Source organism: Bacillus sp. PPSBB_2 (assembly GCF_045291115.1).
In the GTDB taxonomy this organism is placed as follows: domain Bacteria; phylum Bacillota; class Bacilli; order Bacillales; family Bacillaceae_G; genus Bacillus_A; species Bacillus_A cereus.
The window spans coordinates 3188487-3202288 of record NZ_CP147983.1 but is presented as its reverse complement, the minus strand read 5'-3'; the positions used below and the strand labels follow the sequence as shown (position 1 = coordinate 3202288).

The window sequence follows — 13802 nt, the reverse complement described above, 5'->3', positions numbered from 1 at the left end:
TATGAAAACAGTATTATTAACAGGGTTTGATCCGTTCGGCGGAGAAAATATCAATCCAGCTTGGGAAGTAGCAAAAGGTTTGCATGAAAAAACAATTGGAGAATACAAGATAATAAGCAAACAAGTACCAACTGTATTTCATAAATCAATAAGCGTATTAAAAGAGTATATAGAAGAACTAGCGCCGGAAATTATTATATGCATTGGACAAGCTGGGGGCAGACCAGATATTACGATAGAACGTATCGCAATTAATATTGATGATGCAAGAATCGCTGACAATGAAGGGAATCAGCCGGTAGATGTACCGGTTGTAGAAGAAGGAGCGATTGCGTATTGGTCTACACTTCCGATGAAAGCAATCGTAAAAAAACTTCGCGAAGAGGGTATACCGTCATCTGTTTCACAGACGGCAGGCACATTCGTTTGTAATCACTTATTCTATGGACTTATGCATGAACTAGAGAAACATGATAAGAAAATAAAAGGCGGATTCATTCATATTCCGTTTTTACCAGAACAAGCGAATAATTATCCAGGGCAACCGAGTATGTCACTTTCTACTATTCGTAAGGGGATAGAATTGGCAATCGAAGTAACGACGACAGTTAAGGTAGATATTGTAGAGGTTGGGGGCGCAACGCATTAAGTAAAATGAATTGTACAACACCTCCTGTAAACAACTGGTATAATAAGAATAGGAAAATACATAGAGGTGATTTTTGTGCAACAATTTGAAGAAGTACGTTCAATTTTAGAAAAAGCGAAGAAAATTACAGTATTAACAGGCGCTGGTGCAAGTACGGAAAGTGGTATTCCAGATTTTCGTTCAGCAAATGGGTTGTATGCTGATGCGAATGTGGAGATGTATTTATCAAGAGGGTATTATAATCGAAGTCCGAAAGAGTTTTGGAAGCATTATAAAGAAATCTTTCAAATTAATACGTTCCATCAATATAAACCAAATCGTGGACATCGCTTTTTAGCTGCGCTAGAAGAACAAGGGAAAGATATTACGATTTTAACGCAAAATATTGACGGTTTACATCAATTAGGTGGCAGTAAGCATGTCATCGATTTACATGGAACACTTCAAACAGCACATTGTCCAAAATGTAAATCAGGCTATGATTTACAGTATATGATTGATCATGAAGTACCGCGTTGTGAGAAGTGTAATTTCATTTTAAATCCAGACGTTGTTTTATACGGAGATACATTGCCGCAATATCAAAATGCTATCAAACGTTTATATGAAACAGATGTGCTTATCGTTATGGGAACATCACTAAAAGTACAGCCTGTCGCTTCATTCCCGCAAATTGCAAAGAGGGAAGTAGGAGCAACAACTATTTTAGTAAATGAAGAGTTAACAGGACAGGAATATAACTTTGATTTTGTTTTTCAAAATAAGATTGGTGAGTTTGTTGAAGGGTTATCTTCAATGAAATAAGTTATCGAAAAAACTGAGGTATCTGCCTCAGTTTTTTATTTGAGTAATCACTGTTTTAAGCCATATGAAAACATTTTGATAACGTAGTAACAACATCTCTATAATTTATAAAAATCAATTTGCCCTATTTTTCTTTTAGAATAATATTCATGTTATTGTGCATTAAGGGAATGGTAATAAATAGGATATAAAAACAAAAAACTGAAAATTAAATCTTTTATTTCTTTTATAATTAATATAAAATTCTATATATATCATATAAATAAATTTGATACATAATGATTTTGCGTAGAAATGTTAATAGAATGAAGCGAGGGAGCGAAATGAGACAGAAAAAGGAGCAGAAAAAACAATCGAAAAAGAAAAAGACTCATATTCCATTTCGGTTAAATGTACTATTTTTTATTGTCTTTCTTTTATTTTCAGCTATTATAATTCAATTAGGTAAAGTACAAATCATTGATGGAGAAACGTATAGAAATGAAGTAAACAAAAAGGAAGATGTAACGGTAAGCACTCCCGTTCCTAGAGGGAAAATGTTTGATCGGCAAGGTCACGTTATTGTAAATAATAAACCATTACGAACCGTTACATATACGAAAATGAGAGGAGTAGACTCGAAAGAAGTTTTACAAGTAGCAAGAGATTTAGCTAAGCTAATTGAAATGTCGCAAGAGGACATGGATAAGTTAACAGAGACAGATAAGAAAGATTTTTGGATGCAGTTAAATGAAAAGCGGGCAGCGGCGAAAGTAACAAAAGAAGATGAGAGTAAATTTAGAAAGCAAGAAATAGAAGGAAAAGAGTTAGATAAAAAAGTAGAAGAACTGCGCCGGGAAAGAATTACGCAAGAAGAATTAAATGAGCTTTCAAAGGAAGATATAGAAGTATTAGTAATTAAAAGCAAAATGAATGCGGGATATAAAATGACGCCGCAAATCGTTAAAAAAGATGTAAGTCAAAATGAATATGCTGTCGTTAGTGAAAGGTTGGCAAGTTTACCAGGGGTAGATACAACAGTAGATTGGGAACGTGAATACCCAAATGATAAAATACTGCGCTCTATACTAGGTAGCGTTTCTAATGAAAATGAGGGGTTGCCAAGAGAACAATTAGATTATTATTTAGTTCGTGATTATAATCGAAACGACCGTATTGGTAAAAGTTACATCGAAAAACAATACGAAGATGCACTACATGGAACGAAAGAACAGTCTAAAAATATTATGGATAAAACAGGGAAGATTGTTCGAACAGAAAAAGTGACTGAAGGAAAAAGTGGAAATAACTTGATGTTAACAGTCGATATGGATTTACAGAAAAGAGTAGAGGGAAGCCTTGAAAAGAATTTACGAGCCTTTCATGCTGCAGAGCCGATGATGGATCGTGCGTTCGTAGTAATGATGAATCCGAAAAACGGTCAAATTTTATCAATGGCAGGAAAGAAAATTGTAAATAAAGATAGCGGTATGCAAATAGAAGATTATGCATTAGGAACGATGACAAGTTCTTATGAGTTAGGGTCAACTGTAAAAGGGGCTACTTTATTAACTGGATATCAAACAGAAGCGATTAAGCCGTATACACATTTCTTTGATGCGCCAATGTATTTTAAAGGAAGTTCTAAGCCGAAGAAATCGTGGAAAGAATTTGGGGATATTGATGATTTAAGAGCTTTGCAAGTGTCATCGAACGTTTATATGTTTAATACGGCTTTAAAAATGGCAGGCATTAATTATGTCCCAAACAATCCATTAGACATTAAACAAGAAACATTTAATAAAATGCGCTACTATTTTAGACAATTTGGCCTAGGTGTGTCGACTGGTATTGACCTGCCAAATGAATCAATTGGTCAAGTAGGTAGAACTGATAACATACCCGGATTTTTACTTGATTACGCGATTGGACAGTATGATACATATACGCCGCTTCAGCTTGCACAATATATTTCCACAATTGCAAATGGCGGTTACCGAATGAAACCACAAATTGTACAAGAAGTTAGAGAGCAACCGAATAGACCAGAGGATGTAGGAAAAGTCGTTCGGTCGATTGAACCAGTTGTATTAAATCGAGTGGATATGGACACTTCGTACATTAATCATGTAAAAGAAGGATTTAGAAGAGTTTTTCAAGAAGCTGACGGAACAGGTACCGGAACGTTTAAAGGTCTACCATATAAACCAGCGGGAAAAACAGGAACAGCTGAGACAGTATATGGTGGAGAAAGTGATATTGGAAGAGATGAGAACAACAACCGAAAAAAATGTTATAATTTAACTCTTGCCGGTTATGCACCATATGATGCTGATCCGGAAGTAGCTTTTTCAGTTGTTGTACCATGGGTGAATGATGATAAATCAGGAATTAATTCTGCGATTGGTAAAGAGATTTTGGATGCGTATTTTGAATTAAAAACAAATAGATCAAATACAAATTCAATTCCAGTAGAACAACCGAACAAGGCACAGTAAAAATAGTATCACTGCATGGAAACATATTGTGCAGTGATATATTTTTTGAGTTAAAAAGCGCTTTATAAGGTGGGAATGGATATGAAAAAGGAGATTAAGAGAGGCTGGGGAAAGTACATACTATTTATATTGGTGATAGTCATAGGCTACCATTCTTTTACTTTATGTAAGGTGGAAGGGGAATCGATGCAGCCGACTTTATATGAAGAAGACTACGTATTTGTAAATAAAGCGGTAGTACGTCTTTCTAATTTACAACACGGAGAAATTGTCATTATAAAAGAAGAGGATGAATCGAAATATTATGTGAAACGTGTAATAGGGCTTCCTGGTGATGTAATTAACATAACGAACGGAAAGGTATATGTGAACGATAAAAAGCAAGAAGAACCATATACGAACAAAGATTTATTTAACAACACACAAGTGTTTTATAACTTTCAAAAGACAAAAATTCCGCCAAATAAGTTATTTGTAATGGGAGATAACCGCGAAGTAAGTAGAGATAGTCGCAATGGCTTAGGATATATTGAAGAAGATAACATAATTGGCAAGGTGGAATTTGTATATTATCCATTTTCAAAAATGAAAATGATAGAATAAGTGGGGGGATGGGCAAAACCCCACTTATTAAAGTTTCACTTTATTTTCTTTAAAAAACCTTTTGGATTAAATGATATGAAAAATTTATGTTTAGACTCGTCGATTATGAAGTTATTATTTTTAGTTAAAAACTCATCCACAGCTTCCATCGGGCCAGGACCCCAATCGGGAAGAAGCGGATTTCCATTAATGGAGGTATCTTCTACAATTATATAACTGCCAGTAGTGACGATAGATTTATATAGTAAGAGTTCTTTGGATACATGCTCTTTACTATGATCAGAATCTAAAATAACTAAAATCACATCATCAGGTTTGCGCATGCTTACTATTGTTTGGATGGCCTGCACAGAAACAGAAGATGCTGTTAAATACGTAATCCGATTATGTGATGGCCGATTTGGCTGCGGAGTTATATAGATAGTAAGTACGTGACCTTTTCCAATTAAATCTAACATAGAAGCTAAATACAGTGCACTACCACCGTGAAAAGTCCCGCATTCAATAATTAAATCGGGCTTTAATTCATAAATGATTTCTTGATACAAAAAGAGATCAGAGGGAAGTTTACAGATTGGAACTCCAAACCAATGTGTATCTTTTAACCACACAAGGCTATCGTAATATTGTTTTAGAAATTCATTGCTTATAGTATCGATTTTAAATTCTCCTTTCTAAAAAGGCTTCTCTCGTTTGACGTAAAGTGTTTACGCATGAAAGTTGTACTATATATTATGTAGTAAGGAATTGTAAGGCGAGTGTTTTTACTTGAAAATAAGCCAAATAACTCATGTGGAAAATGAAAGGAAATAATCGTATGTACAAATACACAATTTGCTTTATTAGAAAAAGTGATAAAATATTGCTATTAAATAGAAATAAAAAGCCGAATATGGGGATGTGGAATGGTGTTGGAGGAAAAATAGAAGAGAATGAAACGCCATACGAAGGAATAATTAGAGAAACATTTGAGGAAACGGGTATAGAACTTTCAAGTGTAACGTATAAAGGGACTGTTGGTTTTAAAGGTAAAGATGAGCCCCAGGCTAGTGAAGGAATGTATGTGTTCGTTGCTGATCTGCCAGATGGCATGCAGATGAATACACCATTTCGTACGGCTGAAGGATTATTAGAATGGAAAGAAATTGATTGGATATTAGATGGTGATAATAGAGGTGTAGTTAGCAATTTACCAAAATACTTACCGACAGTATTAACAGAAGAAAATAAGTTAAAACATATATTCACGTACGATAACCGGAATATTATTAATTACACAACTGCATGTTTGACAGAAGATGATGCGAACAAGCGATATGAAAAACAACTTGTTTCTCAATAGAAGAGGATAGTGAAAAATCACGTTTTTACTCTCATTATATATGCGAGGTGATTATATGCTTCAGAAATACAATTCATTGGTCATAATTGTAATATGTATGATATAACTTTTCTTATGGTGAAAGAGTAGAGAACATACGTAAACGGAACAAAAAAGAGGTGGCTTTGCCACCTCCTTTCCGTTAGTCACGAATCGCCTTAATGATAAATCGATGTTGCTTCACATCAAAATATCCTTTTTGCAAGATGATTTCATGTATACGATATAGTTCCTTATAATACCTTTCGACAGTAAAATCAGGAATTTGCCACGGAATCGCTTTTAAATAATAGACAATAGCGCCAATATCATAAAAGCGTTGGAAAGGGAATTCTTCTTTTGCATCTAAGATAGTAAATCCATTTTCCTCTAACTCACTACATGCCGCTTCAAGCGACCAACTTGCAAATTCGCTATTTAGTGGTGAGCCGAACTGCTCATTCAGTACCGCGCAATCAAGACCACCAACTTGTTGTGTAAGAAAAACGCCATGTGGAGAAAGAATTCGTTTTATCTCAGAGGCAGCATAGGATTCATGTTGATTTATAATGAAATCAAACTGCCCATCTTGAAATGGTAATACAGTATCATTAATCACTTCGACGACTGTAACTCCTAAAGGCTCTAATTTCTTCCGAGCAATTGGCACATTTGGAGCATAACCCTCAGTCGCATAAATAGTTGACGGGAAAGGTTGTAACATAGATAAAAACTCTCCGCCGCCAGTACCCATATCGAGCATTGACTTTGCACGTTGCATAAGCAGGAAAGCAATGCTGCCGTATGACCACGATAAAGGCTCGCTCTTCATTCGACCCGTTTCTGAAATGAAAGAAAAATCCCAGCCACTAAAATTTGTATTGGCGCTTTCTAATAAAGTTAAAAATAATGGATCACGTTTCATAATTATGTCCTCCTATTTTTTAATGAATGATATGATGAGAAAGGAGAACGGGAGGACCTCTTATGAAAGAGAAGCGGTTTTACGTTTCATGTTCGAATAGATTCATATACATTCGCTCCTTATGAGAATAATAATTTATATATTCGGGATAATCGAGTGGGAATCCTTTGAGGGTATAAAAGAAGGCAGTTGTTTAATGAAAAAATAAATTGAGTTATCTAATTTTATAGTGTAATTGTTCATCCATACGCATAAAAAAATTATTCTCTCCATAAAATAGTAAAATTATATTGGAGGTTGAATTATGGAAAAATTCAGTGTATTTTCAATAACATTGATGACTTTTGGAATGTTATTATTTGGATTAAATAGAATAATAGATAGCTATTCTGAGCCTATTATCCTATTAGGGTATATTTCTTTTTTAATTGGAGTGGTTCTGAGTATTATAGCGATTGCTAGACGTGAAGATGGAAGATTAAAATTCATATCACTTATCTCTTTCTTTGTTCTCCTGTTTTTCATTACTTGGTTTGAGTCGTTTCAGGTACTACGAATTATTACTTGGCTAAAAAATATCTATTAAAATTTAAATTGTTGGTAAAAATGGGAAACCTTAAATTTAGGTTTCTTTTTATTATATTCGATTATCAATATTAAAACTTATTAGAGCCATTAATAAAAGAAATAGATATATAAACCGAGTGTAAAAATATTTTAATTCTTTGAAAACATTCAGCGATTTAGTATTCTTTATATATGGAATATTTTGTTTATGCGAAAAGAGGGCAAGGTGCTATATGAAAAGAATGAAAAATGTAATGTTAGTATTGTTATGTTTCTTATATTTCTTATGTTTAAGTGGGTGTAATTATAAAGATGACGATCAGGTGAAAACATATGTGAAAAAAAAGCACGGAATTGATGTGATTGTAACACATTGGGGTGCTATAAACGAAGGGAATATGGGGCATACATATCATACTGTTCAAGCAAAAAATAACAAAAATATTCAATTTAGAGTAGAGGTAGATGGCTTCTTATATTCAAGAATAAAAGGTGATGAATATCAATACGGAAAAAAAACATATGAGGAATATAAGAAATTTAAACCAATGCTAGAAGAAATTAAAAAATTAGGTTACGTGGAACCTGAAAATAAAAATGTTTTTCAATATATAGTGGATGATGATATAGAGGAGAAACCAACGGATACGTTATTATTAACTTTAAAAACGAGTGACAAGATTGATTACAGTCAATTTGAATCAAAAGAATTAGATCGTTTATATGCTCTAATCCAATTCATTCAGAAGAGTAATAGAAAGATAACAACACTTGAAATTGAGGATTATAATGGTGAATCTATAGGCTTGCCTTTTCAAAATGTGCAAAAAGCTATAACGAAAGAAGAACTGCTTTTAACAATGAAAAACACAGTAAGCGGTTATTGGACATATTTGGTTCAAACTGAAACAAAAGTAGGCGTAAGGTTAAATGAAATTCAAAATGATCGTTTTGAAATTGAGGATATTACTTGTCCACACCCGAAAGACGGCAATTGTCTAGAGTATGAATTGACATTAGTTTTCAATGACAGTGAGATAAAATATAGAAATGATCCATATGTAATAGATGATTTGAGAAAGGTAGTCACTATTCTTAAAGAAGAACTATATAATAAGGAATTTAACATATATTTAAGGAACAAGGATGGAACAAGTTATTCACTCTGGCTATCATCCGAAAAAATTAAGGAAAGTAATAACATAGAAGAGTTAGTAAAATAATGATATAAAGAAGAAATTTAAAGTACTTTTTATGTTTGTTATTTCTGTATTCAAAAGGAAAACCGCTTATGCTTCATTTTTGAAGCATAAGCGGTTTTGTTTAAAATACTTAAAAAGAAAAATTTTTTGGTAAAGTACCACTTTTTATTACTGTTCTTAGTCCATGTTTTATAATCCAAGGATTAATAGGATGCTGTTTATCACGTAATTGCTGTAACCATTGAAAAACGAGTTCTTTATCTTCTTTCGTAATATCGTTAATATGATTGGCTACAGATTTTTGAACATATTTAGAAGGGTCATTCATTAATGGTTCAAGAAGTTGTAAATTGTACTTAAAATCACCTTTTAGAGCTCCTATTTTTTTAGCCCAAGGAAGCCTTGGTCTTGTACCTTCAGAAACTAATCTTCTAATGTGGCTGTTTTCGTCATGAATCCACTGTTGCAATATGTCTAGTGTATCTTCATGATATGTTTGAAGAAAAGGCCGAATGGCATATTCAGCAGTATTCCTTTTCGTTATTTCATACATTGCATTGAACGAGATTTTAAAATCGTTAAGCCCATATTTTTCAACGTATTTTGCAAGAGGCATATACATATATCCATTTGTAAATGTGCCTACTTCTGTTGTATTTTCTGGTCCTAATGTCTTCAGTAATATATGTATTGCGGCATTAAAATCTTTTTGTAAAGCATTGTGTAATTCATCTGCAATTACTTCAATACGCTGTTTTAACTCTAAATTTTCAACTTTACAAGCTACAGAATCTACAAAGATGTTTTTAGAGAAATAAGGATCGTGTTTACAAATAGAATCAGCTATTTTTTCTGCTAATTCTTCATTAAATAAAAATTTTAACGGAACATATTTACCCATTTTTTCACCTCGGTGGTCAAATGAAAACAATTTTTATTTTTTAATCGACAATCCATAAACCAAAGTCTCACTCGGAGTCGTAATACTAAAACCTGTCGTCTTATAATCAAGTTTCACCGTATCACCAGTGTAGTCTTTCGTGAATGAATCCATTTGTACGATAAGCTCTGCATCTTCATATACAACATCATCTGCGTTATATGTATCCCAAATTAAATCGACATCAACGAAAATACTACAAGAGTTCGTCATTGTTCCTCTAATGCGAACGATCTTTTTATCTTCAAGTTCTAATCTATGTATAGCTGCTTTTGCTTCATCAGTAATGCGAATGTTCATTGTATCCCAACCTTTATTTATATTTCCTTTATTATTGCAAAAACAGGAGCAATAGGGAAGTAAAGAGGTTTGCAACAAAAAACGAGCAAACAAATTTGTTTGCTCGTTTCGCTTTATTTTAGTTCACATTTATCAAGTGGAATCACTTTTGTTTTTTTCGTAAATTTATAACCTAACCATAGTACTAAGAAGAGTGGTAAACCGATGTAAGAAACGAGTACACCGTTCCAGTCGATTGACTCACCCATAAATGCCCCGTAGTTTTGTCCTAAAATTACGATGATACAAAGTGTAAATGCAAAGATTGGACCGAAGGGGAACCATTTTGCTCTATATGGTAAGTCATTTAAATCTTTTCCTTGTGCGATATACGCTTTACGGAAACGGTAATGACTAATTGCAATGCCGACCCAAGCGATAAAGCCAGACATTCCTGATGCATTTAATAACCAAATGTATACAACACCGTCACCGAATAAAGAAGCAATGAAAGCAATACTACCGACAATCGATGTTACGATTAATGCGTTAACAGGTACACCGCGGCTATCTAATTTACCAAGAAACTTTGGTGCCTTCCCTTGGCGAGCTAAATCCCAAAGCATACGAGTTGATGCATACATACCAGAGTTACCAGCAGATAGTACTGCCGTTAAAATAACAGCGTTCATAACAGAAGCAGCAAAGGCAACGCCCGCTTTTTCGAAAATAAGTGTAAATGGACTTACTGTTACATCACTTGCAGCAAGACTTTCAGTTGTATAAGGAATTAATAAACCGATAACGAGAATCGCAAGGATATAGAATAAAAGAATACGCCAAAAGATTGAACGAATTGCTTTTGGGATATTACGTTCTGGATCAGATGTTTCACCAGCAGCTACTCCTAATAGTTCAGTACCTTGGAATGAGAAACCAGCTGCCATAAACACACCGATAATTGCCATGATACCGCCGTTAAATGGTGCATCTGCAACAGTGAAGTTTTTGAAGCCAACCGTTTCGCCGCCCATAATTCCAAAAATCATCATGAAACCAACAATTAAAAAGATAATAATCGTAACTACTTTAATAAGTGCGAACCAATATTCAGATTCACCAAACCCCTTAACAGATAAGTAGTTTAAAAGGAAAATAATAGCTAAACATAATCCGCTCCAAATAAGAGAAGGGGTATCTGGGAACCAAAATTTCATAATTAATGTTACAGCAGCTAGTTCAGCAGCAATCGTAATTGCCCAGTTATACCAATAGTTCCATCCAAGTGCAAAGCCAAGTGATGGATCAACAAATTTTGTTGCGTACGTACTAAAAGATCCAGTAACAGGCATGTAAGCTGCGAGTTCAGCTAAGCTTGTCATTAAAAAGTAAACCATAATTCCAATTGCGGCGTATGCAATTAATGCACCACCAGGTCCAGCTGAATGGATGACACCACCGCTGGCAAGAAATAGTCCGGTACCAATTGTACCGCCGAGAGAAATCATCGTAAGGTGACGAGATTTTAATCCGCGTTTTAATTCACCTTGTCCTTGTGTAGTTTGCGTTTTAGAGGTAGATTGATTTGTTGCGCTATTCATGTTCAACACTCCTTTTCTTGTAGGTTAGGAAGGAGCGGGGGAGAAAAATACAAAAAACCGCCAAAGGAATTTGGCGGAACGTTTCACAAATAACCACCCCATCATACCCTTCCGTTAAGATAGCACCCCACGTTTACACGGTAATTTTGTAAACGTGACAGTTCTGTTCCTTTCGGAGACAGCCCCAGCTCATATTTCCAGAGAAGAAATATAAACTTCGGCAACTTTTCCTTTCAAACGGAGTCGGTGACATTCTCTGTGTCTCGTCCGTCGTACTCTTAAAAGTCGCAACCTCTACCTCATCGGATTGATGAGGATTTGATATATTGCTAAGATTTTTAATATATGGCAATTGTAATGACTTTCTGAATATATTGCAAGATATTTTGTTAGGAAAAGTCAAAAAATATCGGTTATTGTATAGGAAACGCTTGCAAAACTCCACCCGAACCTACTATTATGTAGCAATAAGCAAAGAAAAAATTGTTATACAAATGTTTCGCAAAAAATATTGAAAAACCCTCTAAATTAAAAGAAAATTCAGAAAATATAATTCGACATTCATAATAAAGTCATATTATTTGTTATAATTAGAGTAACGTTTAAGCAAAAAGTCTAGTGGTAATAAGTCAAGAGTAAAACAAGACTGATTTTTTCTAGGTGCGATTTTTTCAGCATACGGAAATAGACCCGACCAAAAATGAAATTTTTTCGGGCCGTTTCCAAGATTGCGTCAATAACAAAGTGTTATTTTTCTATCACGCTCCTTGGTGGCGTGTAGAGTTGATGGTTACGTAGTAGCGTATCCACCAGACGCACAAATTTTCTTGCGGTTAAGACGATGGCTCTTTTGTGTTGATGTTTGGGTGTTTCTTTGTATTTCTTTTGATAAAATGCTTGATATTCAGGCAAATATCTTCTTACTGAATTGGCAGCCTCAACTAAGTAATAGCGAAGATAACGATTGCCTTGTTTGGTTAAGGGCGTATTTTCAGACTGATAATTTCCAGATTGCTTGATTTTCCAGCTTAATCCGGCATATTTAGCTAGTTTCGTTTGGTCTTCAAATCGTTGGATTTGTCCGATCTCAGCTAGTAATCCAGCAGCATACACTTTTCCAACACCAGGAATACTCGTCAAGCATTGGTATTCTGGTAGGACCATTACGAGCTGTTCAATTGCCTTATCAAGGTCTTTGATACTGGCTTCGAGTGCACGAATTTCGCGAGCAAGAATACTCAGGATAATATTGATGGATTCTTGAGCGACTTCTCCTAAACGATAAGACATAGTAATGGCTCGTTGAATCGTTTTCGCTAATCCTTCTGGATTTTTAAACCGGCCGTTACCTTTTTCTTGAAGCAAAGAGGCGAAATCTGTTAAAGGCATTTGAGCTAATTCTTCTAACCCATAATCTTCTGTCATTAAAGCGATTAAGGTAGCTCCAAATACAGAAGAAGGAGTTTCGCTATTCTTTAACTCACGCGTGAGCGTGTTGCATTTGTAAGTTAAATTTTCGAGAAAATGTTGTTTCGTTTCTACAAGTTGTCCAATTAATTGGTAACGTGTGCGAGTTAAACGTTGAAGAGCCATATATTTCTCTTCTTTAATGGGAGACGTAGTGAATCTTTGGATTCTTAAAAAGTCAGCGATTCGCATCGCATCATTTTTATCTGTTTTATCTTCATCAAATATTCGACTGAATTGCTTGATGCGAAAAGGATTTTCGATGGTAACGACGGTATTTATACGCTTTAATTCTCGATCCTCATTAAAAAATGTAGCAGGATGAAAGCTGTACATAGAAGTTGACTCCATGCCTATGACGATTTGAGAAAACGAGTACACATTTTGAAATTCTAAAATTTTTTGTTTAATTTGATGAGCGCCTTTCACGTCATTTCCGAGACTCGCTTCAAGAAGAATTGTCAATTGGTTATCGTCTGATAAAAAGCACACATCTAGTTTCTCAGAGCTGACATCTAATCCGACAAATAAGTTCATTTGGAAGGACCTCCTTTCATTGGTTATTTGGAATATGCTTCGATACTATGGGATTTCCCAGAAGCTCATTGCGTAACCACAACCTCGCCTACGAGAATACAATGACAACTTTTGGGGGCTACCTTTTGAACTACTATCCAAAAGCCCAATCAGTTATCGAAACAGCTAGTGTGTTGGTAGTGATAGCAATGGCTCGGGTAACAGACTTTTTATCGTAGACAGAGCTACAGGGGAAATGAGCAAATTCCCGATGGATCCTTTCCATACATCCATTGTATCTGGGAAATTCAATAATATCGAAACAAATTCCGTAAGGAATCTTGTTATCTATTTTTTTTAAAATCAGGGTAATTAGAAAGCAGAAATACTGATCTAAACTATATTCTACGAG

At 34.7% G+C, this 13802-nt stretch carries 13 protein-coding genes and 1 riboswitch; of the genes, 7 read left to right on the top strand and 6 right to left on the bottom strand.

From position 1 onward, the window contains the following. Position 1: 1 nt before the first annotated feature. The 4 genes from pcp to lepB all read left to right on the top strand — a co-directional run bounded on the left by pcp (position 2) and on the right by lepB (position 4533). Complete coding sequence (gene pcp / locus V6946_RS16055; RefSeq protein ID WP_366981726.1) at positions 2–649, top strand: pyroglutamyl-peptidase I; 648 nt, start codon at positions 2–4, stop codon at positions 647–649. 75 nt (positions 650–724) lie between these two features. After that, entirely contained in the window at positions 725–1453 is a 729-nt protein-coding gene (locus tag V6946_RS16050; RefSeq protein ID WP_001183793.1) for an NAD-dependent protein deacylase, read from the top strand. Between the two features lie 323 nt (positions 1454–1776). Continuing rightward, a complete protein-coding gene (locus V6946_RS16045) occupies positions 1777–3930 on the top strand; it encodes a penicillin-binding protein 2 (RefSeq protein WP_006926050.1) in 2154 nt (717 codons plus the stop codon). Positions 3931–4011: 81 nt separating this feature from the next. Next, on the top strand, positions 4012–4533 hold the full coding sequence (gene lepB, locus V6946_RS16040) for a signal peptidase I (protein ID WP_002094069.1): 522 nt from the start codon (positions 4012–4014) through the stop codon (positions 4531–4533). Between the two features lie 35 nt (positions 4534–4568). On the opposite strand, the gene V6946_RS16035 is transcribed toward lepB, so the two are convergent. Beyond that, positions 4569–5192: a CmcI family methyltransferase gene (locus V6946_RS16035; protein ID WP_366981734.1), complete on the bottom strand. Its 624-nt coding sequence runs from the start codon at positions 5190–5192 to the stop codon at positions 4569–4571. Positions 5193–5350: 158 nt separating this feature from the next. On the opposite strand from V6946_RS16035, the gene V6946_RS16030 reads away from it, so the two are divergent. Then, complete coding sequence (locus V6946_RS16030; protein WP_033692730.1) at positions 5351–5875, top strand: 8-oxo-dGTP diphosphatase; 525 nt, start codon at positions 5351–5353, stop codon at positions 5873–5875. Positions 5876–6056: 181 nt separating this feature from the next. Here V6946_RS16030 and V6946_RS16025 read toward each other — a convergent pair whose 3' ends face one another. Further along, on the bottom strand, positions 6057–6818 hold the full coding sequence (locus V6946_RS16025; protein ID WP_006926044.1) for a class I SAM-dependent methyltransferase: 762 nt from the start codon (positions 6816–6818) through the stop codon (positions 6057–6059). A 304-nt stretch (positions 6819–7122) separates the two neighbouring features. On the opposite strand from V6946_RS16025, the gene V6946_RS16020 reads away from it, so the two are divergent. Together V6946_RS16020 and V6946_RS16015 are read left to right on the top strand one after the other, a co-directional pair. Further along, positions 7123–7404: a hypothetical protein gene (locus V6946_RS16020; RefSeq protein WP_000410607.1), complete on the top strand. Its 282-nt coding sequence runs from the start codon at positions 7123–7125 to the stop codon at positions 7402–7404. Positions 7405–7618: 214 nt separating this feature from the next. Then, a complete protein-coding gene (locus tag V6946_RS16015) occupies positions 7619–8608 on the top strand; it encodes a hypothetical protein (RefSeq protein ID WP_366981727.1) in 990 nt (329 codons plus the stop codon). Between the two features lie 109 nt (positions 8609–8717). Here the strand turns inward: V6946_RS16015 and V6946_RS16010 are convergent, their stop codons facing one another. The 4 genes from V6946_RS16010 to V6946_RS15995 form a co-directional block, all read right to left on the bottom strand. Next, the gene (locus tag V6946_RS16010) at positions 8718–9488 is read right to left on the bottom strand and encodes a DNA alkylation repair protein (protein ID WP_006926041.1); all 771 of its coding nucleotides are present in this window, start codon (positions 9486–9488) and stop codon (positions 8718–8720) included. A 33-nt stretch (positions 9489–9521) separates the two neighbouring features. Then, on the bottom strand, positions 9522–9827 hold the full coding sequence (locus V6946_RS16005; RefSeq protein WP_001026167.1) for an iron-sulfur cluster biosynthesis family protein: 306 nt from the start codon (positions 9825–9827) through the stop codon (positions 9522–9524). A 113-nt stretch (positions 9828–9940) separates the two neighbouring features. Continuing rightward, positions 9941–11407 (bottom strand): amino acid permease, encoded by a 1467-nt coding sequence (locus V6946_RS16000; protein WP_001083386.1) that lies wholly within the window; start codon positions 11405–11407, stop codon positions 9941–9943. A 112-nt stretch (positions 11408–11519) separates the two neighbouring features. Then, positions 11520–11712, bottom strand: a riboswitch (Lysine riboswitch). Between the two features lie 442 nt (positions 11713–12154). After that, positions 12155–13411, bottom strand: a complete 1257-nt coding sequence (locus V6946_RS15995) for an IS110 family transposase (RefSeq protein ID WP_256426878.1) — start codon at positions 13409–13411, stop codon at positions 12155–12157. Positions 13412–13802: the final 391 nt, after the last annotated feature.

Excerpts from the sequence above, each read along its gene's own strand:
- pcp (WP_366981726.1), top strand. The coding sequence starts at position 2 with ATGAAAACAGTATTATTAACAGGGTTTGATCCGTTCGGCGGAGAAAAT.
- V6946_RS16045 (WP_006926050.1), top strand. The coding sequence starts at position 1,777 with ATGAGACAGAAAAAGGAGCAGAAAAAACAATCGAAAAAGAAAAAGACT.
- lepB (WP_002094069.1), top strand. The coding sequence starts at position 4,012 with ATGAAAAAGGAGATTAAGAGAGGCTGGGGAAAGTACATACTATTTATA.
- V6946_RS16030 (WP_033692730.1), top strand. The coding sequence starts at position 5,351 with ATGTACAAATACACAATTTGCTTTATTAGAAAAAGTGATAAAATATTG.
- V6946_RS16025 (WP_006926044.1), bottom strand. The coding sequence starts at position 6,818 with ATGAAACGTGATCCATTATTTTTAACTTTATTAGAAAGCGCCAATACA.
- V6946_RS16020 (WP_000410607.1), top strand. The coding sequence starts at position 7,123 with ATGGAAAAATTCAGTGTATTTTCAATAACATTGATGACTTTTGGAATG.
- V6946_RS16015 (WP_366981727.1), top strand. The coding sequence starts at position 7,619 with ATGAAAAGAATGAAAAATGTAATGTTAGTATTGTTATGTTTCTTATAT.
- V6946_RS16010 (WP_006926041.1), bottom strand. The coding sequence starts at position 9,488 with ATGGGTAAATATGTTCCGTTAAAATTTTTATTTAATGAAGAATTAGCA.
- V6946_RS16005 (WP_001026167.1), bottom strand. The coding sequence starts at position 9,827 with ATGAACATTCGCATTACTGATGAAGCAAAAGCAGCTATACATAGATTA.
- V6946_RS16000 (WP_001083386.1), bottom strand. The coding sequence starts at position 11,407 with ATGAATAGCGCAACAAATCAATCTACCTCTAAAACGCAAACTACACAA.
- V6946_RS15995 (WP_256426878.1), bottom strand. The coding sequence starts at position 13,411 with ATGAACTTATTTGTCGGATTAGATGTCAGCTCTGAGAAACTAGATGTG.